The organism is Vibrio sp. Vb1127 (assembly GCF_033338735.1).
GTDB lineage: Bacteria > Pseudomonadota > Gammaproteobacteria > Enterobacterales > Vibrionaceae > Vibrio > Vibrio alginolyticus.
Window position 1 is genome coordinate 56,871 of record NZ_JAWOTF010000011.1, and the last position, 23,890, is coordinate 80,760.

The following is a 23,890-nucleotide window of genomic DNA, read 5'->3' on the forward strand; positions in this document are numbered from 1 at the left end:
AAAGAAAGGACTGAATTATGTTAGATGGAATTCTACAAGGTTTATCCACCGCAGTAATGCCAATGAACATTATGATGGTGATCGTTGGTTGCTTCGTCGGTACATTTATCGGCATGTTACCTGGACTTGGGCCGATCTCAGCCATTGCTTTGATGATCCCAATTACTTATGGCCTAGAGCCCTCCTCTGGCCTTATTTTAATGGCGGGTGTTTATTACGGTGCGGTATTTGGTGGTTCTACATCGTCGATTTTAATTAACGCGCCGGGTTGTTCTTCAACCGTGGTCACAGCATTCGACGGCTACCCAATGGCTCAAAAAGGCCAGGCAGGTAAAGCATTAGCTTTGGCAGCTTATTCGTCTTTCACTGGCGGTACGCTATCTGCCATTATGTTGCTTGTTGCCGCACCAGCATTGGCTAGCGTCTCCCTTAGCTTCCAATCGTCGGACTATTTTGCGTTGATGCTACTTGGGTTATCAGCAGTCGCGGCTTTTGCGGGGAAAGGTCAGGTAATCAAAGCGTGGATGATGACCATTCTTGGTTTGATGCTATCTACAGTTGGAATCGATAAAGGCGTAGGCGTTGAACGCTTTACCTTCGGTTTAACGGATTTAATGGATGGCTTTAGCTTCTTGTTGCTTGCAATGGCGACATTCGCACTGGGTGAGACACTGATGGGCATTCTTAAACCATCAAAAGACACCAGCGATGAAGAACAAGAAAAGCTGAGCAACATTGGCTCAATGAAAGTGACCAAGGAAGAAATCAAAGATGTTGCGCCTGTTTCAATTCGCTCTTCAATATTAGGTTTCTTCACTGGCGTTCTTCCTGGCGCAGGGGCAACTATTGCTGCTTTTTTAAGCTATGGTATGGAGCGCAACCTCGCACCTAAAGAGAAAAAGGATGAGTTCGGTAAAGGCAGTATCCGTGGCTTGGTTGCGCCAGAGTCTGCGAACAATGCAGCATCTAGTGGTTCATTTGTACCGCTATTAACGCTTGGTATTCCGGGTTCTGGTACAACAGCAATAATGCTCGGTGCGCTGATCGCTTATGGTATCCAGCCTGGCCCTCGCCTATTTGTTGAACACCCAGATGTGTTCTGGTCAGTGATCATTTCCATGTACTTCGGCAACATCGTACTTGTGATCCTGAACTTACCGTTGATTCCGTATATTTCAAAGCTTTTGGCGGTTCCAAGAACGGTGCTTCTACCGATGATTTTATTCTTCTCAATCACCGGGGTTTATTTGGTCTCCTTTAACACTATGGATGTGTTCGTGATGCTGATTGTGGCTATAGCTGCCATTGCACTTCGGCTCGCTAACTTCCCGCTCGCACCTTTATTGCTGGGCTTCATCCTTGGAGGATTAATGGAAGAGAACTTACGCCGCGCATTAATGATTTCAGATGGAGAACTGAGTTTCTTATGGGAGCGTCCTATTACCCTTACCTTTACTGTTTTAGCTGTATTGGTATTGGCAAGTCCACTAATCGTAAAGCTGATTCAAAAGTTTAAAGCACAGCCAGTCAGCGTTGAGCAGTAATCGCTGTCTCTTTCAACCTAGATAAAGCCATCCATCGTGATGGCTTTATCTTCCGCCCTCCAAATCGTTCGCTTATTGTGCAGATGGTATTGACAAATCACTCTCGTTATATGAAGGTGATTGTATGAACACACACTTAGCGCAACTTAACCAACGAATTATCATCATTCCATAGGAATGGTGGGATTTTTTGATGCGCTCAGTATTTATCGAACCCACCCATAACGGTGGGTTTTCTGTCTCTACCGTATGGGAAAAGCTCTCTTGGAGGCGGTCACAATGCAAAAAATAGCAGTTTTTGGTAAACCCGGCAGTGGAAAATCGACGGTAAGTAAAGTAATCGCGTCGGCTACCGGTCTTCCTCTTCATCAATTAGATTCAATAGTCTATAAACCAAACGGTGATCCCGTTGAGCGTAACGTTTTTGATGAAGCCCATAGCAATATACTAAGCTCAGATCGTTGGATTATAGATGGCCTTGGACCGATCAGCTCTTTTAACGCTCGTTTAGATGCAGCCGATACTCTCATTTATATTGATCTACCATACTCAGTAAGCTATTGGTTTGTGACGAAACGTCTCCTTAAAGGACTTTTCATTAAACCTGAAGGTTGGCCTGATGGTAGTTCGGTACTGAAAGGAACGTTACAAAGCTACAAAGTTCTTCAGCAATGCCCTGCATTCTGGAATGATGACTTTATGTCTCGCCTCGAGGGGTACTCTCAAACTAAAGCCGTTCATGTCATCAAAAACGTTACAGAACTGAACAATTTTGTTTTGGAGCGGGTAAAGTAAACCTCATATCAGAACATTAGAGCATGTAGGTTGGATCATCTGAAGCTCTAACAATGAAAAAGAACATAACAAGGATTGTTTATGCTTTTAGAACTCGCACTTTTATTCGTTGCTGGCGTAATTGGTGGGATCATTAACTCCATAGCAGGAGGCGGAAGCTTTATTACTTTTCCGGCTCTATTGGCAGTTGGTGTTCCTCCTATTATGGCTAACGCAACAAACACGTATGCTTCATGTGCGGGTTACATTAGCGGAGCCGTCGGGTTCAGAGAAGAGATCATGAAGAACAAGCATGAACTGCTGTTCACAGTCTCATTCAGTTTAGTCGGCGGCGCTTTCGGAGCATATCTGTTGCTCAACACGCCAGAATCGCTATTTATGGAAGCTATCCCTTGGTTACTCTTATTTGCCACCGTGCTTTTTCTCACCGGTTCTCGTTTAACAATGCTAATCAAAACTGTCGCGAAAGAGCACAAACATGCTGGCATACTCGGAGCAATCGCGTTGGGTTTACTACTTGTTGGTGTCTCTGCTTACGGTGGTTTTTTCAACGCAGGTTTAGGGGTTATTGTTCTGAGTTATCTGGTAGTAGCTGGTCACCAAGACATTAATTTAATGAACGGTTTGAAATTGCTCGTATCTACGTGTGTTTCACTCATTGCTATCGTGATTTTTGTTGCCAATGGCTCCATTGATTGGCACACAGGTAGTGTTGTTTTGGTCGGTACGTTGGTAGGTGGGTATCTTGCAGCTCGTGTCTCTCGTCAACTGAATCCCAATCATGTTAAAGGGTTTGTTGCTCTTTCTTCTATTCTCATCACTATCTACTTTTTCATTGATGTTTATGTTTAAGCAAAACTTGTACAAGTGGATAACACTCCTACAAAAAACGCTAGCGCGAAAGATTAATGCAGATAGCTTAACGATTTTTTGTGTCACTCCAGCGAGGTTAGGAATCTAATAACACTACACTAAGCGGCTAATGAAACCATTTTGATCACAAAGTGCTCGGATAGAAGATCCTGTATCACGCTCCTTCGTCGCTGTACAGGATGACGAGAAATAGAAATATGCCACTCGCGGTTAAACGAGTGGCATTGATCGAGAAAGATGGCGTTTTACATCAATAATAAGAGAAAGTAACGCTTACTTAATCAGCCCTACTTCTTTGTAGTATTTGAGCGCTCCTGGGTGAAGAGGCGCAGATAAACCGTCTTTTACCATTTCCTCTTTCTTCAAGTTTGCAAACGCTGGGTGGAGACGGCGGAAATCATCGAAGTTTTCAAATACCGCTTTAACCACGTTATAAACCACATCTTCTGGTACCGCAGTAGAAGAAACAAACGTCGCGCCCACACCAAAGGTTTGAACATCACTATCTGTGCCACGATACATACCACCCGGGACATTTGCGACACGATAGAAGCTGTTGTCTGCAACCAGTTTTTCTACATTAGGTCCAGCTACCGTTACGATATTACTATCACACGACGTAGTGGCTTCTTTAATCGCTCCACTTGGGTGACCAACGGTATAAATCATCGCATCAATTTTGTTATCACAAAGTGCTTTTGATTGCTCTGCTGCTTTTAACTCAGAGACAAGCTTAAAGTCGTCGTTACTCCAACCATACTGGTTCATTAGCACTTCCATAGTACCTCGCTGACCAGAACCAGGATTACCAATGTTAACGCGCTTACCTTTCAAATCATCAAAAGTTTTGATGTTCGCGTCTTTACGTGCAACGACAGTAAACGGTTCTGGATGAACGGAGAATACGGCGCGTAGCTCTTTAAAAGGCCCGCTTTCTTCAAACTTACTGGTTCCTTTGTAAGCATGATACTGCCAGTCTGATTGCGCGATACCGAGGTCCAATTCACCAGCACGAATAGTGTTGATGTTATAAATCGATCCCCCAGTACTTTCTACCGAACAACGGATACCGTGATCTTCTCGCGATTTGTTAACCAAGCGACAAATAGCGCCACCAGTCGGATAATAAACCCCTGTTACTCCACCGGTACCAATCGTGACAAACGTTTCCTCCGCAGACGCAGAAAAGCCTGTTGTGAGTGCCGCCAAAGAAGCCGCAAGTGCGATTTGCTTAAACTTAAACATTGAACATCCCTTTTACTTGTGTTGATGACCGTTTAAGTATAGCAACCGTTAACAATTTGATAACGTTTGAGTTCTCATCCTTGGCGGTTAGCTTAGTAATCACCATTTTATTGGCATATTCTGCCGTTATATAATGGCTCTATATAAGCGTAAACCGTATAGTCTAGAAAATTAAATCTTTAGACTGATATGTCCATTCTAAATTATCTATTAAATAGAAATACTCAGGTCAAATTACTATAATCTTGTTAAATAACCTTTATTCTATATAAATATGATGAGTTATAACTCCAGCCAGAAGACATGATGTACTTGAAATAAATAATACGAATGAGAGAACAAACAATCGTTGAATATGAATTGGAACCTTATCCCTCTTCTCTAACATTTTATATCGTTTCGCATGAAAAGTGCTCAGAAAAACAGTTCCATATTGTAGTACTCCGTGACCTGATAAGAATATATTCAGAGTGTAGTATCGAACTCCATTATCAAGAGCATCTTCAAGATACTTCAACCACTTGGATTTCAAATAAATAACAAACAAAAACCAAGCAAATATACCTAAAATTCCAACCGTAGTCAGATAAATCACTAAATCTGATGCTAAACTGATATCTTCCATCTTCGACTACTTATTAAGTTGAGTTTTATATAATTCTGTTCCCAAATACTCACCAGTCGAACTACCATATTTTGTTATTGAGTATCTAATTACACCCTTCACTACAAAAAATTCTTAAACACACTTTTTGTGAATAATAATGGCACTTTAACTTAATTTTACGCAACAAGGCTACTATGAAGTTGTTAGCTTTGAGCTGAGTTCAACAAAAACAGTAACTTTTATGCAATGTAACTCACTACGTTATATTGCTTTACAAACAAATCACCCAGTAAATATCCGTATCTAGTTTAGATAGCTGAAATAAAAAAAGCGTTGTATAAACAACGCTTTGTAGTTAGTGAAACGGATGGTTACACCGTTGGGACTGATGCTCGCCACGCTTGGTTCTGGCTATCTGAGATAGATCGGAACAAGTCACGTAGCTCTTTCAATAAGCCTTCTTGGAAACCAATGTTTTCATCGGCTTTCTGTTTGGCTGCTTGTGCGCGAGTCGCTTGTACTTCATCATCTTTGCTGCGCGCTTGCGCTTTGGTTTGCTCTACATTCGATGCTGAGTTTGCCATCTGGCCCAAAGCTTGAAGAATCGCGTTCTTTGCTTGGTTTGAGCTCATCAACTTATCGAACTTACGGCCACCACTTGTCAGCTGCGCTGTCGTGTCTGCGATATTGTCTTTCGCTAGTGAGTGCGCACGCTTAACCTGATCTTGCTGAGTTTTAGACAAGCTATTGTTATTTAATAACTCTTCTGCTTGATCGAAGCCAGCTTTTTGCGTTTTCAGTACATTATTGCTCGCCATTTCATTCTTGATTTCTTTCCCTGCTTTGAAAGAACCAAGGGCACCAATAATTGCGGTAGCACCCGCTAATACACCCGAAACGACTGCCATCGCGATCATTGCGCTTGCCGAGTTGTTGAGTTCTGCCGCTTGGCTTTCTAAACTCGCGACGTTTGCTTCAACAGCAATTTCACGTTGTAGCACTTGCTGCTCACGGCTCAGCTTTGATACTTGATACAACAATGTTAATAGCGTCAACGATTGTGATACCGCATCTGATGGTGACTTGATCACCTCCTCACCGTTAAGTGCTTTCATCGTTGTGCTCATTAATGAGCTCACCGTCGGCGCAAGAGCACTCATTAAGTTTGCAACAACTTGAGCTTGATTACTCACTGTAGGAGCTTTAGGTGTCTCTAACTGGTAGCGTGCTGCACCAGAAACACCTGACTCACTTTGGCTTTTAACGGCACCCGCTTCAAGCTTTGTTTCCGGCGCTTTTTCTGCTTTGTTGGTTTTAATGGTATCGCCTAAACCGTATAGTTCACCACGACCCGTTCCGCCTACTTTATCTAGCATAATAAACTCCTTATACCGTTGCAGGACGGCTTAACACCGTTTGCATAGTTTCACTTTTCGCTTGAATCATTTGCATGATGAGGCTCATCAACTCTTGGAAGTCTTCCGTCAACTTACCAATCTCTTCTTTGAGCTTATCAATGACAGCCTGGCTTAACGTCATTTTGGCTCGAAGGTCTGTGATATCAGCCTGAATCTCTGTCACGTGAGCATTGTTAGCAGCGTGGACACTGTCCGTTGCGCCTTTACCCACATTGACGGCAAGATCGACGGTTTCTGCGCCATAACGAATCGCTTTCGCTGTTGTTGTCGCAGCTTTTGTGCCCATATCCGCCACTTTCGCCATGTTTGCAGCGGCTTTCGTAGCGATTTCTGTGACCTTTTGAGCTACCTTACCAGCACCTTTTGCTGCAAGTTTCGCGATACCGCCAGCTGCTGCACCACCAAACGTCACAACAGCTCCAATAACCGCGACGGCGATTTCTAATGCCATTACGACTTTGTTTAGCACATCGACATTTATGCCCGCTTCTTTTAGCGCATCTTGAACGGCTGGCTCTTGCAGCGCCATGCTCACTGCTCCCATAACGCCACCAGCGATCATAAGTGCACCGGCTGCTGCACCAACACCCGTTGCCACCATTACGGCACCAACAACAATAGAAACCACCGCACTGATCCAACCAAAGATCTTCGCTGCTAAGCCTGATTTTTGGGCTTCTTTTGCAGCGGCTTCCGATTCTTTGATTTTGTCTTGGTTTTCCACCATCTCTTTTTCGTGCTTAGCTTTTGCGACCTTCACTTCCTGAATTTTCAGCTCGTTTTGAGCACTTTTCAGTTTATCCGTGATAGCAGCAAGCTCTACTTCAAAATCATCAGCAGATCCTGCGATGATTTTGACGGCAATCGAACCTGTTTGGTCTGCAACTGCATGGAGAGATTTTGCAATGGTATCGACGATCTTTTGCAGCTGTGCCATGGCTTTTAGCGTCAAATCATTCACTTTGTCACTAACAGCTGCGTTAGGTGCATCTAACTGAACTTTTACTTTTCCGGTGTTCAGTACATCTGCATCTTTACTCTTCACGTTTTCTACCGTCACAGAAGGCGTCGCTGTAGACGCCGTTTTCTGCACGTTATCTAACGTGGCTTGGCCAGATTCAGGGCTATAAACCTGTGTCTGGATGCGGTCAAGTGCAATAGAACTCATAGTCTAATTACTCCTTTTTATTTCTCACCGCTTCTAACATGATGCCTGCACGCTCATGCAAATCTGCATATTGTGATTTTCCGGCAGACATCTCCTTCGCGCTGTAAAACCCACTCTCTGCTTCTGTCAGTTGTTCCAGTTTCAGGTGACATTCAGCAGAGTGAAAAGGTGGGCGTGGATCATTTACGTCCACTAGCGCTGCGTAGCTGTAGGCGTCTATTGCCTGCAGATACTCACCCAACTCCTGACGAGCCGCGCCAAGGCCAATGAAAAATCGCGCCTGATAATGATCAAGCATGCTGAGTAATTGAAATACTTTCGCTGCTTGCTCAATCTTTCCCGATTGGAAAAAGTTGTAACCTACGGCATAAATGTGTTCGATGGTGTCCTGAGACACATCGTGCAACATTTTTAGCGTGCCTCCCTCTTCCAGAAAAGACAGCAGCTCTTCTGCTTGCATTTGGGATGGATCGGTCGCGTTTGTTTTAGTCATGGTTGGTTATCCTTAAATGGCTCGTAGGATTTCTTGTAAAATACTGTGGTACTTCTGAACAAACTTGTTCATCGCTTCAACGGTCGAGTTGTATTGAGAACTGGTGTCGTTCAGCTCAGTGGTTTTGATTTGCACTTCATCGTTAAGCAACTTGGATTTAGCACTGACAGAACTAGAAAAATTAGACAGTTTTTTCGACTTCTCTTCGTCTTGGTACGACGCACCATCACCGATAGTAATACCTTGTGTTTGAAGGAAGTCTCGATGGTTTGTTATCTTATTATCCGTCAAATACTTGTACTCAGGTGAAGCTTCAAAATCCGTTTGATTGCTGTAGTTAAAGTCACTCGCTTTGAAGTTACTTTCTGGATATCCCGGTTTATAAACCCCATCAACACTTTGCGTAGAGTGAATTTTTGATTGCACAACACCAAAAACTTTAAGCTGTATTGTGAGATCCTCTAATGCCTCTTTCTGGTCATTACGTTTCTCTAAACGGTTAACACGACGCTCATTTAGTGCAAGCAGCACTTGCTCATCAAAACGGTCTCCAATGCTGGACTCAACAACGGCCAACAAATCACGAGCCGTTAGAGAGTGCTCTGCTCTCACCTCGCGATCCGCTTTCTCTTTATCGGTGATATTGAGTAGACGCTCTTTCAATGCCCCTAAGTTCTTGCGCAATGCCTCGTATCGCTCAGTAAATGAAGCCCCGGTAGATTCACCTTTTACTATTTTTTCAAACTGTAATCGGATATCTCGTTCGGTGTTTTCTTTGATCAAATTAACTTGAGCTGCCGTTATTTGTGTCTTTTGGACATCGGCTATCGCGCTGTCCTGGTAAAAGTCGTCGATTTCTATATTTGTTAAACTCACCGCGAAGTTGGCGAACAAGCTAGAAAGGGTCAAAGGCTCAGTTCCACCAATAACAGTGTTAAGTGCTGCTTTTAGATTGTTCGTTCCAGTCGCCTCACCATAAGCTGCACTATATTGGCCTTTCACTTGAGCGGCCATTTCATCTAACGCTTCTTTAAGCTGCTGTTTAGAAATACCAGGAGTCCAGGTAATTCTGCTAGCTAGCGCACTTGCGTCATCGGTGCTTAAAGTAATACCAATGCCTTGAAAACTACTTTTTAATTGAGCTGAGACTTGAAGGGCGAAACTCTCTTTAGTCAACAGAAAATCCGAGCTCTTCAGTTGCGCGAGATTAACGGAACCTAAGCTACTAAAGGCATTGCGAAGAAAAGAAATAGAAGCATCTCTCACTTCACGGGAGCCCATTTGATTAGCAAGCTCTGCAACAAAAAGAGAAATTTCTTTGGTGGCATTAGCCAGACCTGTCTCGGAGAGGTTGGCGATCTGCTCCGCTTGGTTACTCTGAGTGCCCAGATTAAATTGACTAACAAACTCAGTAGACAACGAGCTATCTACGTTTTCTGTCAGTAACTTACTAAACCAAGCATGAAACTGATTTGATAGCGTTTGGTTTGTTTGAGCATTAAACTCGGCTGCGGTTAATTCGCCATCTGAGTTAGCACTTTGTAGCGACTTTATCCAAACAGATGCGGTGTCGGTCAATGATATACCAGCAAACGCGTTATTTTTCGCTTTTAGGTTTTCAAGTGTATCAACATAAAGCGCGATACTTTGTGATTCCGTTTGTCCCGAGATAGTTGGCAATGAAGAGATTAGAGAGGCAAGTTGCTGAGTCTCTGCTTCACCCAGTACAGGGGTAAATGCCTCTATCACGTTTTGTTGGAAAGTGGGTAATGGTGCACTACTCGCAGCTGTGTCTGTTGCTCCTGTCGTAGAGCCAGTCGTTTTCATATTCGTCATTTCCAAACCTCTAAATCATCATGCCGCGCATCACTGTGGGACGCTTTCTGCGTTTACCTGACGTACCTTGTAGCTGATTTTGTTGTTGCCGGCGGCGCTGGACTTCGTCTATTAGCTCTTGCTCTGCACGTTTCATGGTATCTACTGGCGCTTTTATGCCGCCAAGTAAAACATCCCCCGCAACAGGACCAACACCTAAGCCTTCCAATAGCTCGTTAAAAATATCGGTTCTGTCTTCAGCTTTTCTAATGGCAAGCTCAGCGTTCTCAATCGCATCGGTAAACGGTTGCTTCATCTTGATTCCTATCTTAAAGCGGGTCATCTCATCGGTGCTGTCAGTAACAGTCGTGAGTTTTTACTTTTTCAACTTTTTCAACTTTTTCAAAGGTCTATAATCTGCTAGGCGTAAACAGTACCAGTCTTCTAGCTCATCATGGCTTGCACCGCATGCTTTTAGATAGAACTGTGCCAATCGCTGGCTGCTCATGTTGCTACCACGTAACACATCGACGTTGCCGCGAATGACCCAATCGGAGGGATAAAGTTGAATGGCATGTTCAGCCAAGAGAAATAAGCCGGCAAAGGGGTTACTCAACCCCAATTTTGGACGAACGCGTTTCAGAAGAACGATGATGATTTCACCGTCCTCCACCCGAAAAACGAGCTCTAAGCCCTCAACTTCAATTCGATAACCAAGTTGAATTTCACTTTGTTGCCAAAAGTATGGCGTCACTTCGATCCCCGCTTGCGCCAGCGAGAGTATTAGTTTTGTTTTCATTACATCCCCACCCTTCCCAGTGGCTGAATATTGATTTGCTGGGTTAGTTCTTGAAATGACAAAACGGGCAGATCGTAGTATTCCGATTCAATAAGCTTTCGCACATATCGGCGTACATCCATAGACACAACTAGCACAGGTTTATTCGGCATGCGGCTTAAGTCACCAATGGTCTGTTTCACATCACTGACAAATTGTTGCGTTACTGACGGGTCTAACGCCAAGTAACTCCCTGCTGAGGTTTGACGAATACCGCTGCGTATTGTGTCTTCGAGACTTTGATCCAATAAGTAAGCGGGCAACATGTTTTGTCCGCTCGCGTATTTGTAGCAAATGTAACGTTTTAAGCTGGAACGAATGTACTCCGTCAGCTGTACAACATCTTTCTCTTTTTGGCCCCACTCAACCATCGCTTCCAAGATCACGCGAAGGTTTCGGATAGAAATGTCTTCAGAAACCAAGCGTTGCAAGATTTCCGTCATTTTTTGCAACGGAACAATACGCTGGGCCTCTTTGACTAGCTCCGAATAACTGCCTTCCATCTGCTCCAACAGATAACGCGTCTCCTGAATACCAATAAAGTCTTGTGCGTACTCCTTAAGAACATGAGACAAGTGGTACGTTAAAATCCTGTCGGGTGTGAGAAAACCGACATGACTGGCTACGAGTTTTTGCTCATAACTCTGTGCCACCCAAATGCTAGAAATGCCGGGTAGAAAATCTTCATCTTGCTCATAAGGCACGCCTAATAAATCGATCTGTTCATTCCCTTCTGTCACCAAGAGTTGATCTTTAACAATTCGTCCTCGTGCAACCGGGACTTCTTGTAACTGAATTAAGTACTCGCCATTTTGCATCCCCTCGTTAAAGCGCAGGTGGATGCCTGGGAAAGGCACGCCTAGGTCGAGATATAGTGCGCGTCTAACCCTTGCTAGCTCTTCATTTAATGCGACCGCTTCCAAGCTTTCCTGAAGGCTCGCGTCAAGATCGATCAAGAGTGGGACCGTCATGGCAAACTCTTCTTGCTCACCTAATTTGCCTTTACTGTTTCTAGATGGAGTGGGTTTGTTTGGCTTCGCTGCTGGCGAACCGGCCCCTTGCGAAACAAAGCTTGATAAGTCGGTGCTATCTGATTCAGCTTGTTTTTTCTGTTGATAGAAAAGGAAGAAACCACCACCACCAACCACGGCGGCCAAGACCAGAAAAGTGATTTTTGGAAACCCAGGGATGAGTGCGAACAGCACCAAAAGCACACCACCAATAAGAAGCGCACGTGGCTGAGCAATGACCTGCCCACCAATGTCCGACCCAAGATCAGAAGAATCTTCATGAGAAACACGCGTCACGATAATACCGGCGGTAATCGCGATAAAGAGTGCCGGGATCTGCGATACCAAACCATCGCCAACGGTCAAAATCGCAAATAACTCAAGTGCTTCAGAAGCACTCATGCCTTTTTGCGTTACCCCGATCGTGACGCCACCTAAGATGTTGACCACAATGATGACCAGACCCGCAATGGAGTCGCCTTTAACGAACTTCATCGCGCCATCCATCGAGCCATACATTTGGCTTTCTTTTTCAATCAGTGATCGTCTGTGCCTAGCTTCGTGTACGTCAATTACTCCGGCACGCATGTCACCGTCAATACTCATCTGCTTACCAGGCATCGCATCGAGTGAGAAGCGCGCACTAACTTCTGCTACCCTTTCTGAGCCTTTGGTGATCACCATAAACTGAACAATGGTAATGATCAGGAACACAACAATACCGACCACTAAGTTACCGCCCACAACGAAGTTACCGAATGTATAAACGATTTGACCAGCATCGCCTTGTAGCAAGATCAAGCGGGTTGTCGTGATAGATAAAGACAGACGAAACAATGTCGTGATCAATAGCACCGCAGGAAATGCAGAGAACTCAAGTGGCGTGGTGATGTAAATCGCTAACATAAGCAGCACCACCGCAATGCTCATGTTGGTGCCAATCAGCACATCCACCAGTGCGGTAGGAAGTGGCAATATCATCATAAAGACGATCGCGAGTAACATCACCGCAAGCATGATGTCTTTGCGTTGCCCTACTTTGTTTAGAATATCGATCAACTTATTCATGTGATTCACTATTTAAAGATTGCAGATAGCGTCGGTGCGCTTGGCGTGCCCCATCGACGTCATTTTGTTTCCAACGCGCTTGGCTTAAACAAAACCAGAGTCCTGCCGAGTCAGGATGAAGGTCAGATTTTAATAAGTGCTCACACACCTCAATCGTCCGGGTATATCGACCACTTTGTAAACACGCCACAGCAAGTGTTTGCATCGCCTCTTTGTGCTGCGGTTCTATTTCTAGAACCGCATCGAGAATAGAAATGGCATGCTCTGGCTTTTGGTATTGAACTTGTAGCGCAGCGTGAACAAGTAAGAGTTCAATGTCTTTGGATCTCAACATGTTGGTTAGACCTGAATAAGGAGATTGAGCGCCATAGTAAGGTAACGCTGATCAAGTTGTGTACTTTGTAGCGTTTCGGATGCTTTGATAAAAGAAACGGAGCCTGAGTCCTGTGCAAGAACTTGCAGCTGAGCCAACGTTTCATCGAACTGTTGGCGGTACTTTTCTGGACGCAACAATTCTGAGTGCAACAATTTTGGCTTGGTTAACGCGATTAGGTATTGGTCTGAAGGCCTGAGGTCATAGAGCTTCTCTAAATGCGTAGCGACCGCCTGTCCATCCGGAAGTAATTGAAACCGTTCAGGGAAATCGGCCTTAACCTCACTATGAGTAACATGCGTGAAGGCTTCTATGCCTACGTTTAAAGTGCTAACTCGAGTCATGAGCCTGCCACATCGTTATGTAGACGAGCCAAAAGCGTAAACGCTTGCTCTAAGGTCGGAAGTGTTACTTCTTCTCCTTTTAGCCTTGCTGAAAAAACCAGAGTTTGCTCATCTAACAAGCCGGTTTTAATTTCGAAAGGCCAGCCTTGATCGGCATGACACAAACACAGTGCACTTTGAATCATGTCACTGGTTTGATGCCAAGATAACGCTCGAGACAACATCAAGAATAACTGCTCACCCTGTCGCTCAATATGCAGCGTACCACTTTGCTCAAAATCCAGCTGCACCCGTCCAGCTGATGAGAAATCGACGGCATCGAGCCCCATTCCTCGGCAAAATTCATCGACGGATGCATCAATCCAACTCATCTTCCCACGCTTCCTCTTCTTCTATATCAATGGCTTCGTCTAGCGCCTTTTGTACCGCTTGGATTAAATTCTGTCGTTGTTCTTCATCGGCGAATACGTCAATTGGGATTGCGCGAACTAACTTATGGAACTCTCGAAAAAAATCGATTTTTTGTTCTACCGCCGTCAATTCCATTGCGTTGGCGACTTTCCATATCTCATCACTGCTTACCCATCGCTGCTCTACCAACGCAATCACATCAGCCATCAAATTAGAAACTTGATAAGCCATAATTCGTCCTTTCCGGTTTAAACATTTGGAACAGCTGATTCACACGATCTTGCAACGTATTTAGAGTTTTGAGTTTTTGCATATCGGACATCAACCACTGCAACTTAACCGAATCGATACTGCTACCTTGAACACTAAGATCTGCACTCATGCCTTGCAGCATAAAGTCAACAGCAGTCGATACCTCCTGCTCACCAAAGCGCGCCACTACATCTTGATAAGCCGCGCCGAGCCCTTGATAACTATGAACGGTATCGCGGTAGAAGCCGCGCAGCTGATGCAAAGAGCTAAACTCTTGCTCTTGGCTGTATTCATCAGCAAAATTTGAGACACGGATTTCCGTATCAATTTGAGACCATGTATCTGGGTTTTGCTCGATTCTTAGAAGTGCTTGGTCAATCAGCGCTAGTAGGTGTTTACTTTCTGGACTCGCACTCAAAAACTTTTTAACGGCTTTTAGGGCGAGGTATTGATGGCTTTTCTCCTCGGAAAACCCATTCAAGTAGGCTTGTAATTGCGCGATGGTCGAGATATTTCCTCCCGCCATTTTTGTAGCCAAATCTTTGATCTTTTGATTCTTTTCAAGATCAGGGACTTTTCTTAAATAGTCCGAAACGAGTTCATGTGCTTCATTAACTCGAACACCACTGTCTTTCACTTTGCGCTTGGTCAGATCTTTCTCTGCTTTTTCGGAACCGAGTGAAGTGAGTTCTTCCATCGCATCAAAAAGTGATTGTGTGGCATTGTGAACACGGACGGTTTCACCGCGATAATTGCCTTTTTGTGAAACGTCGGGGCGAGACGATTCCAACCCGTTTTGGATAGACGCATCAAACTTTGGATTTGTTGCGATATGATTGTTGATAATACTCATTCACTTGCACTCCTTCCGCACAATACAGGCGAATTATAGGAAGTGCGCTTTTTTGAAGCTGTCAAAATCAGACGTGTTTTTTTAGTGCGCTTTCAGTTTTCTAAAAACTCCCGACTGATATTCACTATAAATTGATTCTTATACTTTCTATCCTCTCAGCATCAATCATTGCGCATATTTTTACCTTGAACGATTTCTCATACATCACTGATATCCAACAATCTGCGATTAAACACACGCGTTTGATCCAAATTCGCGGGCGCGTTACACAAGTCACCGGCACCATTATCAAAGCTGTCGTCCCTGGCGTTCGTGTAGGTGAACTGTGTGAGTTGCGTAATCCCGATCAAACTCTGTCTTTGTTAGCGGAAGTGGTTGGCTTCCAGCAGCATCACGCTCTGCTCACCCCGTTAGGAAATATGTTTGGGATTTCCTCAAATACAGAAGTAAGCCCAATGGGCAAAATGCACGAAGTGGGTGTTGGCGACCACCTGTTAGGTACAACGCTTGACGGGCTTGGACGTCCTTTCGATGGTACGCAGAGTCAGGAACCAAGTGCTTGGTATCCTGTTTATCGCGATGCGCCACCACCAATGCAACGTAAACTAATTGAAAAGCCAATCTCTCTTGGCGTTCGATCCATTGATGGGCTACTGACCTGTGGTGAAGGTCAGCGCATGGGTATTTTTGCAGCGGCTGGCGGGGGTAAAAGTACCCTACTGGCAAAACTGATTCGCTCCGCAGAAGTTGACGTGACCGTTCTCGCCTTAATTGGTGAACGCGGACGCGAAGTGCGCGAGTTTATTGAGCATGACCTAGGCGAAGAAGGAATGGCCAAATCGGTTTTAGTGGTCGCTACCTCTGATCGCCCAGCAATGGAGCGCGCCAAAGCCGCCTTTGTTGCCACTTCTATCGCAGAATATTTTCGTGACCAAGGTAAACGCGTGCTACTGCTGATGGATTCGGTGACGCGTTTCGCCCGCGCACAGAGGGAGATTGGACTAGCCGCAGGCGAGCCACCAACACGACGTGGCTATCCGCCTTCTGTTTTTGCCGCTTTGCCAAAGCTGATGGAACGAGCTGGACAATCAGACAAAGGATCAATTACAGCACTGTACACCGTGTTGGTGGAAGGTGACGACATGACGGAGCCTGTCGCGGATGAAACTCGCTCAATTCTAGACGGGCACATCATTCTCTCGCGCAAACTTGCGGCAATGAACCATTACCCCGCCATTGATGTACTTCGGTCAGCAAGCCGAGTGATGAATCAAATCGTTGAACCCGATCATCAGGCGTCTGCTGCTCATATTCGCGAAATGTTAGCTAAGTATGAAGAAGTTGAGCTGCTAATCAAAATTGGCGAATACCAACATGGCGCAGATAGTCGAGCGGATTTGGCCATTGCACAAAGTGATGATATACGCACCTTTTTACGCCAAGGCACTCATGAACCAAGCGATCTTGATGGCGCTATCGCTCAACTTAAAGGGATGGCGAAACAATGATAGAACGCTTATTAGAAATCAAAAAAATTCGCGCTGAACGTGCGGATAAAGCCGTCAAGCGTCAAGAATACCGAGTGTCAAACGCCGCAGCACAGGTTCAAAAGGCCGAACGTTCTGTCGCGGACTATCACGTTTGGCGCCAGGAAGAAGAAGAGCGACGTTTTGCTAAAGCAAAACAACAAACACTCGTTCTCAAAGAGCTAGAAACATTAAGACAAGAAATCGCGTTGTTAAGAGAGAGAGAAGCCGAACTTAAACAACGTGTGGCCGAGTCAAAAAAAGCGCTTGAAATCGAACGCTCGGCACTTAAAGAAAAGCAAAAAGAGGCGCGACAAGCCCATAAAACCAAAGAAAAATTCGTTCAGTTGCAGCAACAAGAAGTCGCGGAAAAATCGCGAGAAAGGCAATACCAAGAAGAACTCGAACAGGAAGAGTTTCGCACTGTCGACATTATCTAAAGGTTCACTATGCGCATTACCCCAACAACTGAAACATCGAATACGCTGCACAAATCAACGCCGGAACAAGCGCCTCTCGAGAAGGAGGCCGAGCTTCAATCACAATTCGAGCATGCAATGACGAAGAAGCCTAGCAAGGGAAAGGAGTCTATCGTTGCGAATCCCCAAAAAAATCATACTGGCGAAGAAGACATACCGCTAAGGCATAAGACATCTCAAGGTCTAGATAAGAAACTTAACCTATCGAACCAAGAAGCCAACGCTGACAAAAACATCTCCACTTTAAAAGGTCAAAGTGACGTCGTCAGTAAGAGAGATATAGAGAAATCGCAAGACGACGCAGCAAATAGCGAAGAAATAATTAGCAAAAACAATAAATTGCTTAAACATGATGGAAAAAGCGATGGCGACACAGTTCTAAGTTCCCCTTCTACCGAGCGTGTTGATCCTCACTTTCAAGCTCAAGCTCATTTGAAAGATGATAAACCGACGCCGATGGATCAACGTATCTCACCGGATTGTCTCTCTACGCTTGAATCTGGCTTGCTCCCCCAAAGTGCGACAGCGACAGAGCTCGCTCAAGATGGGATTAACATTGTTGGCTTAACGAAAAAGCAAACTGAAAAAACGCACAATAAGCGTGCAACTCCGCCGCTACAGAATACAGGCAAACGACCAGACCAAACTGGTGGCCTGCCTGAAACCAAGCCTCTTGAAAAAATCGTGACGAAAAGCGCACTAGTCGCCGTTAAAACGGATGAAGAAAAAGTGCCTTCTCAACCCTTTGCAAGTGCGGTAACACAAGGCGATGTCATCCTAAAAAGTGTTGCTTCGCAGGCTCAACCAAGCCCAACGCGAGACGTAAACCAATTACTCCAGCAATTGGTGGACAAAATCTATGTTGCTCTACCAACCGCATCGGACAACAAAGAGGTTCGGCTGTTTCTAAGTGAAGGGCAATTAAAAGGTGGTGAAATCCACATAAAGTTGGACGCTCAAGGGTATAGCGTGACGATTCGACAAGAGCATGCCCTTTCCATTATTAGCCAGCAAGCTAGACAAGATCTTGCTGAACGGCTAAACCGATTCGGCGGTGAGCAGCCACCTCGCTTAGCGATCAGCGAACAAACTCAACAGCTCGATCAACAACAACATGAACAACAACACTCACGCCAACAACGCAGCGTGTATGAAGAATGGCAAGCGGAGAATGACCTATGACGCCGTTAATAATACCCAAAGTGGATGCAGAAAGTATCGCGCTCAGCAATCAACTTTGTGCAAAACAGTGCCACTTCCAAGGGACTGATGGTCAGAGCGTATCGATTACTGTTGCTCAAATCCCTTCATTTGAAGGGTTCCGTTTAACCACGTTGATTGGAGGGCAAACCCTACAAGTAGACTTTTCTCGTGCGCAGCTCCAACATTGGCTGAAATCGACCTTAAATGCTACTGCGTTTGAGTCCCTGCCTAACTCCCTCCAGTTAGCACTTTTGAGCTCACAGATAGAACCGCATAGTGAGGCAATCAAAGCGCTATTTGGTCAGTTACCCATTCTTAGTCAACTACAGCCGTTAGAGGCGAGCCAGGCCCAAGAGCATACTTTAATGTTAACCCTCAATAAGCCTAACGGCTCTCTTTGTTTGTGGGTTAGCGAAGGATCAGACGTGTTGTTGGATGCGCTACCAAACAGCGCTGCTCTACAAGCTCGACACCTCGCTTTACCTGTGTGGTTAAGTCTTGGAAGGACCCATTTGACGTTAAGCGAATTTAATTCGCTCGAGCTGGGAGATGTCATCTTTTTTGACGATGGTTACATCGCCAAGCAACAAGCCATTTTTCAAGTATCTAACCAGAATCTCTGGCGCTGCCAGCTAGATGACCAAACTTTTCACATTATTGAAAAAGAAACCAATATGAATGACGTAAACACTTCAGAAATGTTAACCGACCACCAGCAACTGCCTGTGGAACTCACGTTTGATATCGGCCATCAAACCATCACGCTAGAGCAGCTTAACCAGCTTCAGCCAGGGTACGTATTCGAGCTAAACCAGCCTGTATCTAAGCCGGTAACATTGCGTGCCAACGGCAAAATCATTGGTGAGTGTGAACTGGTTAATGTTAACGAACATTTAGGTGTGCGCGTAGTGGAGCTGTTCGGTGGCACGCAGGAGCCAGCATGATCCAGTTACCCGACGAGCTCAATCTCATTGTCAGCTTAGCACTGCTGGCACTGATCCCATTTATCGCCATGATGGCGACGTCGTTTGTGAAACTCGCCGTTGTATTCTCACTGCTGCGTAACGCTCTCGGTGTACAGCAAATTCCGCCGAATATGGCGCTTTACGGATTGGCTATCATTCTGTCAATTTTCATCATGGCTCCCGTCGGGTTTGAAACCTACGACTACGTAAAGCAGCATGATATCTCCCTTGAAGATTCTGCAAGTGTAGAAGGCCTCATTGAAAGCGGTTTACAGCCTTATCGAGAATTTTTGAAAAAGCATATTCGGGAAACCGAAGCCATATTCTTCACTGATGCTGCACGCACATTGTGGCCACAGAAGTACGTAGACCGTTTAGAGTCGGACAGTTTATTGCTCTTACTGCCCGCATTTACCGTCAGCGAGCTTACTCGCGCTTTTGAAATTGGCTTTCTGTTGTACTTACCGTTCATCGCTATTGACCTAATTGTGTCGAATATCCTACTCGCGATGGGGATGATGATGGTATCGCCAATGACGATTTCCCTCCCCTTCAAATTGTTGCTTTTTGTCTTGCTTGACGGCTGGACAAAGCTCACCCACGGCTTAGTGTTGAGTTACGGTTAATCACGGAGAAAGTATGCATTCTGCTGAAATCATTCATTTCACGACTCAAACATTAACCCTAGTGTTGTACTTGTCATTACCGCCGATTTTAGTCGCAGCATTGGTTGGTACATTGGTGTCGCTTATTCAGGCGTTAACTCAGGTCCAAGAACAAACGTTAGGCTTTGTGGTCAAGCTTATCGCGGTCATTATTACGCTGTTCGTCACAACGCAATGGCTAGGGGCAGAGCTCCACGCCTTCGCCTCGCTTGCTATGGATAAAATTCCTCAAATACGATGAGTTATCACGACTTACACCAGGCTTTATTTTTGTACAGCCTGACGTTACCTCGGTTAATGGCATGCTTCATCTTTTTGCCTATTTTGAGCAAGCAAATGTTAGGCGGCACCATGGTGAGAAATGGTGTGCTTTGCTCACTCGCACTGTTTATATTTCCGATGATTAATCAGCAAAGCTTGCCCGCAGAAACCGACGGCATTTGGCTGATAGTGATTTTGGGTAAGGAGGTATTAATTGGGCTATTGATAGGGTTTGTTGCTGCTATCCCTTTTTGGGCGATAGAAGCGGCCGGTTTTCTGGTCGACAACCAACGTGGGGCTGCCATGGCAAGTATGTTTAACCCAACGCTAGGCTCACAATCCACACCAACAGCGGTATTACTGACCCAAACGTTGATTACCCTGTTCTTCTCTGGCGGGGGCTTTGTCACTTTTATCTATGCGTTATTCAAAAGCTATACATCTTGGCCGATCGTGGACTTTTTCCCAACCGTTAGCGACGCATGGGTGAGCTTCTTCTACGCGCAATTTGAACAGCTTATGTGGCTTGGTGTGTTGATGTCCGCTCCACTAGTGTTGGCAATGTTTCTTGCTGAGTTTGGTCTGGCGCTTATCAGTCGTTTTGCACCGCAATTGAATGTTTTTTTCCTTGCCATGCCAATAAAAAGTGCCATCGCGAGTGTTTTACTGATCGTGTATCTCGGAATAATGATGGATCACTTTGAAGTACAGTTTTACGGCATTACCCGATTCGCAGAACAACTCAATACCATTTGGCAATAACGCTTAGGATTCTTTATGAGTGCAGAAAAAACAGAGCAACCCACCGCAAAAAAGTTACGCGATGCTCGACAGAAAGGTCAGGTTGCCAAAAGCCAAGAAATCGTATCGTCTGCATTAATTTTGGCGCTCATAATTGTACTGTTTGCGTTCGCCGATTATTACATGTCGCACATCTCAGCGCTTATTCTACTACCAAGTAAGCTTGCTTATCAGGGCTTCCAAGATGCGCTAGTCGATGTCGCTATTGCCATCGCAAAAGAAATTGCCTATCTACTCGCTCCGATTATTCTGGTTGCTGCACTCGTCGCCATCTTTTCCAATATGGGGCAGTTCGGCTTCCTATTTAGTGGTGAATCCGTTAAACCCGACATCAAAAAGATCAATCCCGTCGAAGGGGCCAAACGCATTTTTTCCCTCAAGAGTGTGATTGAGTTTATCAAGTCGATCCTTAAAGTCTCTCTTCTTTCCTGCATTATCTGGGTGACATTACGCGGTAACATCAACGCTTTAATGCAAATTCCAACTTGTGGGCTAGAATGTGTCCCGACCATTACTGGCGTCATGATTAAACAATTAATGATTATCTCTTCGGTAGGCTTCATCGTCATCGCTGCAGCAGATTTTGCGTACCAGAAGTTTGATCACACGAAAAAGCTCAAAATGAGCAAGGACGAAGTGAAGCGCGAATACAAAGAGATGGAAGGCAGTCCAGAAATAAAAAGCAAACGTCGTCAGTTGCACCAAGAGCTACAAGCCTCCAATCAACGCGAAAACGTTAAACGTTCTAATGTATTAGTTACAAACCCAACACATATCGCGGTTGGCCTTTATTACAAGAAAGGCGAAACGCCTCTGCCCGTCATCACTTTGATGGAAACCGATGCGGTAGCCAAACGTATGGTCGCAATCGCTAAAGAGGAAGGCGTGCCTGTGATGCAAAAAGTCCCTCTTGCTCGTGCACTATACGCCGACGGTAACGTCGACCAGTACATCCCAAGCGATCTTATTGAGGCAACTGCGGAAGTGCTTCGTTGGTTGGCTTCGTTAGAGTCCGAGGCGGACTAACAAACCACATCCCATTCAAGATCTGGGCTTACAACTGCCCAGCTTTCAACCTCGATACTTTCAACGCTATAATGCGGTATCCTTTAACTGTATGTTGTTTTTATGAAATCTAGCTTAAGCATTCGCTCCTACACGAAACGTATGAGCCGACATACTCATAGTGATTATCATCAACTGGTGCTTCCTCTCCAGGGCAACATACATATTGATATGGATAGTTATGTCGGAAAGGTGGCGGTTGGCGACTGCATAGTCATCCCCAAAAGTTGTGCTCACGGTTTTAATGCCGAAGAGTCATCACGCTTTATTGTTGCGGATATGACCACTTTGCCCACTCATTTGATGGATAATAGTGTGGCTGTGTTTTCGATTAGCCCGCCTCTACTGAGCTTTATCCAGTTTGTCGAAAAGCAACTTGAGTATCAGGTTAATGATGAAATTGAAAACTCAATGGTTGCAACCTTCTATCTGTTGCTGGAGCAGCAAAAGCGGTCTCGCTCCGTGGATTCGCGTATTCGAGATGTACAGGTTTTGATCGCCGAGCAGCTTGATCAGCCACTCACCATTGCCTCGTTAGCGAATGCCGCTTGCTTGAGTCCGACGCAATTTAAAAAGCTTTTTAAAGAGCAATTAAAAGTAAGCGTCCATAAGTACATTACACTACAACGTATGGAAAAAGCCAAAGCACTACTGACTCATACAGACCTTCCAGTTCAGTTGATAGCTGAACGAGTTGGCTATAGTGATCTTTCCGCGTTTAGTCGACGGTTTTCAATGCATTTTGGTATGTCTCCTAGAGAGTTTTCCCGATAGTCACTAAAATAGTCTTCTGGAACAAGTATTCCGTCTTTTCAGCACAAAAATCTCTATCGCTTTCTTTTATTCTTTCTACCCTAAAACAGCCATTCACTAGGTAGAAATTACAGTGTTAAAAAAACATTTCACCGACTATCAATTAGGAACTTTATCCATACTTTTTGCTTCAACCCTGTGGGGAACGACGGGCACCGCTGCCAGCTTGGCACCGGATGTCAGTGCTCTCGCCATTGGCGCATTTTCTATGGGTATTGGTGGATTTATGCAAGCATGTCTGTCTGCGAAGTCACTGAAGAGAGATTTTCGAAAAGTCGCACATAAGAAGAAAACGTTACTGGTTAGTATTATCGCCTTAGCCACCTACCCACTGGCTTTTTATTCATCAATGCGATTCGCTGGTGTGGCTATTGGTACGGTTATTTCTATCTCCACTGCTCCTTTCTTTTCTGCTTTGTTAGAGTGTCTCTTTAGCCGAAATCAGACCATAACCAAGCGCTGGATGATGAGTTTCGCAATCGGGGTCATTGGCATTACCTTGTTGCTGGCTTCTGAGTCATCCGCAAATAGCTTATTTGATCAGGATATGAAGCATTGGGGTGTATTACTTGGCCTATTGGCAGGTTTGACGTACGCCATTTACTCATGGGGAGTAAAGGCTATGATTGACCACGGCATTGAATCGCAAACGGCCATGGGAAGTGTTTTTGGTATTGGTGGAGTTTTGCTTCTACCAACACTTTTTATCACGGGTGATAATCTATTTGCATCGTCAACTAATACGACGGTCATGCTCTACATGGCCTTGATTCCAATGGGGTTAGGTTACGTCGCTTTTGGGTTTGGGCTACGGTTTGTTACAGCCAGTGGAGCTAGTATACTCACGCTATTTGAACCTGTTATCGCAGCAGCACTAGCAGTTGCGATTGTTGGGGAAGAAATTTCTCTCATTGGTTGGGTTGGTATAACGTTGACACTTGTGTGTTTGTTTCTTCAGTCGAAAAATTAAATTCAATGGCGATGAGCCAGCCCCAAAAAGTAACG

The 23,890-nt window shown here is 44.9% G+C and carries 27 protein-coding genes; 13 read left to right on the forward strand and 14 right to left on the reverse strand.

The genetic code is table 11. From position 1 onward, the window contains the following. The first annotated feature begins 17 nt into the window (after window positions 1–17). From R7H07_RS15455 to R7H07_RS15465, 3 genes are all read left to right on the forward strand, one after another. Window positions 18–1,544 carry a tripartite tricarboxylate transporter permease gene (locus tag R7H07_RS15455; protein ID WP_042523757.1) on the forward strand — a complete coding sequence of 509 codons (1,527 nt, stop codon included), beginning with the start codon at window positions 18–20 and terminating at the stop codon, window positions 1,542–1,544. Between the two features lie 279 nt (window positions 1,545–1,823). Beyond that, entirely contained in the window at window positions 1,824–2,339 is a 516-nt protein-coding gene (locus R7H07_RS15460) for an adenylate kinase (protein ID WP_053307019.1), read from the forward strand. An 81-nt stretch (window positions 2,340–2,420) separates the two neighbouring features. Further along, window positions 2,421–3,191, forward strand: coding sequence for a sulfite exporter TauE/SafE family protein (locus R7H07_RS15465; RefSeq protein ID WP_206959819.1), 771 nt, complete (start codon window positions 2,421–2,423; stop codon window positions 3,189–3,191). 294 nt (window positions 3,192–3,485) lie between these two features. Here the strand turns inward: R7H07_RS15465 and R7H07_RS15470 are convergent, their stop codons facing one another. From R7H07_RS15470 to sctW, 14 genes are all read right to left on the reverse strand, one after another. Then, complete coding sequence (locus R7H07_RS15470) at window positions 3,486–4,457, reverse strand: TAXI family TRAP transporter solute-binding subunit (protein WP_005388171.1); 972 nt, start codon at window positions 4,455–4,457, stop codon at window positions 3,486–3,488. Window positions 4,458–4,716: 259 nt separating this feature from the next. After that, a complete protein-coding gene (locus R7H07_RS15475; RefSeq protein WP_017821699.1) occupies window positions 4,717–5,082 on the reverse strand; it encodes a hypothetical protein in 366 nt (121 codons plus the stop codon). A 353-nt stretch (window positions 5,083–5,435) separates the two neighbouring features. Then, window positions 5,436–6,440 carry a type III secretion system translocon subunit VopD gene (gene vopD / locus R7H07_RS15480; protein ID WP_005377262.1) on the reverse strand — a complete coding sequence of 335 codons (1,005 nt, stop codon included), beginning with the start codon at window positions 6,438–6,440 and terminating at the stop codon, window positions 5,436–5,438. 10 nt (window positions 6,441–6,450) lie between these two features. Further along, on the reverse strand, window positions 6,451–7,650 hold the full coding sequence (gene vopB / locus R7H07_RS15485; protein ID WP_206959818.1) for a type III secretion system translocon subunit VopB: 1,200 nt from the start codon (window positions 7,648–7,650) through the stop codon (window positions 6,451–6,453). 7 nt (window positions 7,651–7,657) lie between these two features. Then, the gene (gene vcrH / locus R7H07_RS15490) at window positions 7,658–8,143 is read right to left on the reverse strand and encodes a SycD/LcrH family type III secretion system chaperone VcrH (protein ID WP_005377258.1); all 486 of its coding nucleotides are present in this window, start codon (window positions 8,141–8,143) and stop codon (window positions 7,658–7,660) included. 12 nt (window positions 8,144–8,155) lie between these two features. Beyond that, window positions 8,156–9,979 carry a virulence-associated V antigen gene (locus R7H07_RS15495; RefSeq protein ID WP_277987614.1) on the reverse strand — a complete coding sequence of 608 codons (1,824 nt, stop codon included), beginning with the start codon at window positions 9,977–9,979 and terminating at the stop codon, window positions 8,156–8,158. 10 nt (window positions 9,980–9,989) lie between these two features. Further along, window positions 9,990–10,274 carry an LcrG family type III secretion system chaperone gene (locus R7H07_RS15500; RefSeq protein ID WP_005395092.1) on the reverse strand — a complete coding sequence of 95 codons (285 nt, stop codon included), beginning with the start codon at window positions 10,272–10,274 and terminating at the stop codon, window positions 9,990–9,992. Window positions 10,275–10,334: 60 nt separating this feature from the next. Beyond that, window positions 10,335–10,757, reverse strand: coding sequence for an LcrR family type III secretion system chaperone (locus R7H07_RS15505; protein WP_033906159.1), 423 nt, complete (start codon window positions 10,755–10,757; stop codon window positions 10,335–10,337). Next, on the reverse strand, window positions 10,757–12,883 hold the full coding sequence (gene vcrD / locus R7H07_RS15510; protein WP_086026689.1) for a SctV family type III secretion system export apparatus subunit VcrD: 2,127 nt from the start codon (window positions 12,881–12,883) through the stop codon (window positions 10,757–10,759). The genes R7H07_RS15505 and vcrD overlap by 1 nt, the downstream gene beginning before the upstream one ends. Continuing rightward, window positions 12,867–13,208, reverse strand: coding sequence for a tetratricopeptide repeat protein (vscY, locus tag R7H07_RS15515; RefSeq protein WP_206959811.1), 342 nt, complete (start codon window positions 13,206–13,208; stop codon window positions 12,867–12,869). Before vscY ends, vcrD begins: the two co-directional genes overlap by 17 nt. 5 nt (window positions 13,209–13,213) lie before the next feature. Continuing rightward, a complete protein-coding gene (gene vscX, locus R7H07_RS15520) occupies window positions 13,214–13,591 on the reverse strand; it encodes a type III secretion system protein VscX (RefSeq protein WP_064368455.1) in 378 nt (125 codons plus the stop codon). Beyond that, window positions 13,588–13,962, reverse strand: a complete 375-nt coding sequence (sycN, locus tag R7H07_RS15525; RefSeq protein ID WP_005388159.1) for a type III secretion chaperone SycN — start codon at window positions 13,960–13,962, stop codon at window positions 13,588–13,590. The genes vscX and sycN overlap by 4 nt, the downstream gene beginning before the upstream one ends. Then, the gene (locus tag R7H07_RS15530; protein ID WP_005377239.1) at window positions 13,949–14,233 is read right to left on the reverse strand and encodes a TyeA family type III secretion system gatekeeper subunit; all 285 of its coding nucleotides are present in this window, start codon (window positions 14,231–14,233) and stop codon (window positions 13,949–13,951) included. Before R7H07_RS15530 ends, sycN begins: the two co-directional genes overlap by 14 nt. After that, complete coding sequence (gene sctW, locus R7H07_RS15535) at window positions 14,214–15,107, reverse strand: type III secretion system gatekeeper subunit SctW (RefSeq protein WP_005388156.1); 894 nt, start codon at window positions 15,105–15,107, stop codon at window positions 14,214–14,216. The genes R7H07_RS15530 and sctW overlap by 20 nt, the downstream gene beginning before the upstream one ends. Window positions 15,108–15,292: 185 nt before the next feature. On the opposite strand from sctW, the gene vscN reads away from it, so the two are divergent. From vscN to R7H07_RS15585, 10 genes are all read left to right on the forward strand, one after another. Further along, the gene (vscN, locus tag R7H07_RS15540; protein ID WP_086046788.1) at window positions 15,293–16,615 is read left to right on the forward strand and encodes a SctN family type III secretion system ATPase VscN; all 1,323 of its coding nucleotides are present in this window, start codon (window positions 15,293–15,295) and stop codon (window positions 16,613–16,615) included. Continuing rightward, entirely contained in the window at window positions 16,612–17,073 is a 462-nt protein-coding gene (locus R7H07_RS15545; protein ID WP_042523778.1) for a type III secretion protein, read from the forward strand. Before vscN ends, R7H07_RS15545 begins: the two co-directional genes overlap by 4 nt. 9 nt (window positions 17,074–17,082) lie before the next feature. Continuing rightward, window positions 17,083–18,294 (forward strand): type III secretion system needle length determinant, encoded by a 1,212-nt coding sequence (locus tag R7H07_RS15550; RefSeq protein ID WP_206959803.1) that lies wholly within the window; start codon window positions 17,083–17,085, stop codon window positions 18,292–18,294. After that, window positions 18,291–19,259 carry a SctQ family type III secretion system cytoplasmic ring protein VscQ gene (gene vscQ / locus R7H07_RS15555; protein WP_086046790.1) on the forward strand — a complete coding sequence of 323 codons (969 nt, stop codon included), beginning with the start codon at window positions 18,291–18,293 and terminating at the stop codon, window positions 19,257–19,259. Before R7H07_RS15550 ends, vscQ begins: the two co-directional genes overlap by 4 nt. Next, window positions 19,256–19,906, forward strand: coding sequence for a SctR family type III secretion system export apparatus subunit VscR (gene vscR / locus R7H07_RS15560; RefSeq protein ID WP_005377232.1), 651 nt, complete (start codon window positions 19,256–19,258; stop codon window positions 19,904–19,906). The genes vscQ and vscR overlap by 4 nt, the downstream gene beginning before the upstream one ends. Window positions 19,907–19,919: 13 nt before the next feature. Beyond that, window positions 19,920–20,186, forward strand: coding sequence for a type III secretion system export apparatus subunit SctS (gene sctS / locus R7H07_RS15565; RefSeq protein ID WP_025768124.1), 267 nt, complete (start codon window positions 19,920–19,922; stop codon window positions 20,184–20,186). Further along, a complete protein-coding gene (gene sctT, locus R7H07_RS15570) occupies window positions 20,183–20,968 on the forward strand; it encodes a type III secretion system export apparatus subunit SctT (RefSeq protein ID WP_137282056.1) in 786 nt (261 codons plus the stop codon). Before sctS ends, sctT begins: the two co-directional genes overlap by 4 nt. A 15-nt stretch (window positions 20,969–20,983) precedes the next feature. Further along, the gene (gene vscU / locus R7H07_RS15575) at window positions 20,984–22,033 is read left to right on the forward strand and encodes a SctU family type III secretion system export apparatus subunit VscU (protein ID WP_005387129.1); all 1,050 of its coding nucleotides are present in this window, start codon (window positions 20,984–20,986) and stop codon (window positions 22,031–22,033) included. Between the two features lie 102 nt (window positions 22,034–22,135). Continuing rightward, window positions 22,136–22,846, forward strand: a complete 711-nt coding sequence (locus R7H07_RS15580; RefSeq protein WP_054576983.1) for a helix-turn-helix domain-containing protein — start codon at window positions 22,136–22,138, stop codon at window positions 22,844–22,846. Window positions 22,847–22,952: 106 nt separating this feature from the next. Then, a complete protein-coding gene (locus R7H07_RS15585) occupies window positions 22,953–23,855 on the forward strand; it encodes a DMT family transporter (protein ID WP_373920872.1) in 903 nt (300 codons plus the stop codon). Window positions 23,856–23,890: the final 35 nt, after the last annotated feature.

Coding starts and splice junctions, on each gene's coding strand:
- vscQ (WP_086046790.1), top strand. CDS start 18,291: ATGACGCCGTTAATAATACCCAAAGTGGATGCAGAAAGTATCGCGCTC.
- R7H07_RS15550 (WP_206959803.1), top strand. CDS start 17,083: ATGCGCATTACCCCAACAACTGAAACATCGAATACGCTGCACAAATCA.
- vopB (WP_206959818.1), bottom strand. CDS start 7,650: ATGAGTTCTATTGCACTTGACCGCATCCAGACACAGGTTTATAGCCCT.
- R7H07_RS15530 (WP_005377239.1), bottom strand. CDS start 14,233: ATGGCTTATCAAGTTTCTAATTTGATGGCTGATGTGATTGCGTTGGTA.
- R7H07_RS15505 (WP_033906159.1), bottom strand. CDS start 10,757: ATGAAAACAAAACTAATACTCTCGCTGGCGCAAGCGGGGATCGAAGTG.
- vscY (WP_206959811.1), bottom strand. CDS start 13,208: ATGTTGAGATCCAAAGACATTGAACTCTTACTTGTTCACGCTGCGCTA.
- R7H07_RS15455 (WP_042523757.1), top strand. CDS start 18: ATGTTAGATGGAATTCTACAAGGTTTATCCACCGCAGTAATGCCAATG.
- R7H07_RS15495 (WP_277987614.1), bottom strand. CDS start 9,979: ATGACGAATATGAAAACGACTGGCTCTACGACAGGAGCAACAGACACA.
- R7H07_RS15460 (WP_053307019.1), top strand. CDS start 1,824: ATGCAAAAAATAGCAGTTTTTGGTAAACCCGGCAGTGGAAAATCGACG.
- vscX (WP_064368455.1), bottom strand. CDS start 13,591: ATGACTCGAGTTAGCACTTTAAACGTAGGCATAGAAGCCTTCACGCAT.
- R7H07_RS15500 (WP_005395092.1), bottom strand. CDS start 10,274: ATGAAGCAACCGTTTACCGATGCGATTGAGAACGCTGAGCTTGCCATT.
- sctS (WP_025768124.1), top strand. CDS start 19,920: ATGCATTCTGCTGAAATCATTCATTTCACGACTCAAACATTAACCCTA.
- R7H07_RS15465 (WP_206959819.1), top strand. CDS start 2,421: ATGCTTTTAGAACTCGCACTTTTATTCGTTGCTGGCGTAATTGGTGGG.
- R7H07_RS15470 (WP_005388171.1), bottom strand. CDS start 4,457: ATGTTTAAGTTTAAGCAAATCGCACTTGCGGCTTCTTTGGCGGCACTC.
- sctW (WP_005388156.1), bottom strand. CDS start 15,107: ATGAGTATTATCAACAATCATATCGCAACAAATCCAAAGTTTGATGCG.
- R7H07_RS15580 (WP_054576983.1), top strand. CDS start 22,136: ATGAAATCTAGCTTAAGCATTCGCTCCTACACGAAACGTATGAGCCGA.
- vopD (WP_005377262.1), bottom strand. CDS start 6,440: ATGCTAGATAAAGTAGGCGGAACGGGTCGTGGTGAACTATACGGTTTA.
- sycN (WP_005388159.1), bottom strand. CDS start 13,962: ATGAGTTGGATTGATGCATCCGTCGATGAATTTTGCCGAGGAATGGGG.
- sctT (WP_137282056.1), top strand. CDS start 20,183: ATGAGTTATCACGACTTACACCAGGCTTTATTTTTGTACAGCCTGACG.
- R7H07_RS15475 (WP_017821699.1), bottom strand. CDS start 5,082: ATGGAAGATATCAGTTTAGCATCAGATTTAGTGATTTATCTGACTACG.
- vscR (WP_005377232.1), top strand. CDS start 19,256: ATGATCCAGTTACCCGACGAGCTCAATCTCATTGTCAGCTTAGCACTG.
- vcrH (WP_005377258.1), bottom strand. CDS start 8,143: ATGACTAAAACAAACGCGACCGATCCATCCCAAATGCAAGCAGAAGAG.
- vscU (WP_005387129.1), top strand. CDS start 20,984: ATGAGTGCAGAAAAAACAGAGCAACCCACCGCAAAAAAGTTACGCGAT.
- R7H07_RS15545 (WP_042523778.1), top strand. CDS start 16,612: ATGATAGAACGCTTATTAGAAATCAAAAAAATTCGCGCTGAACGTGCG.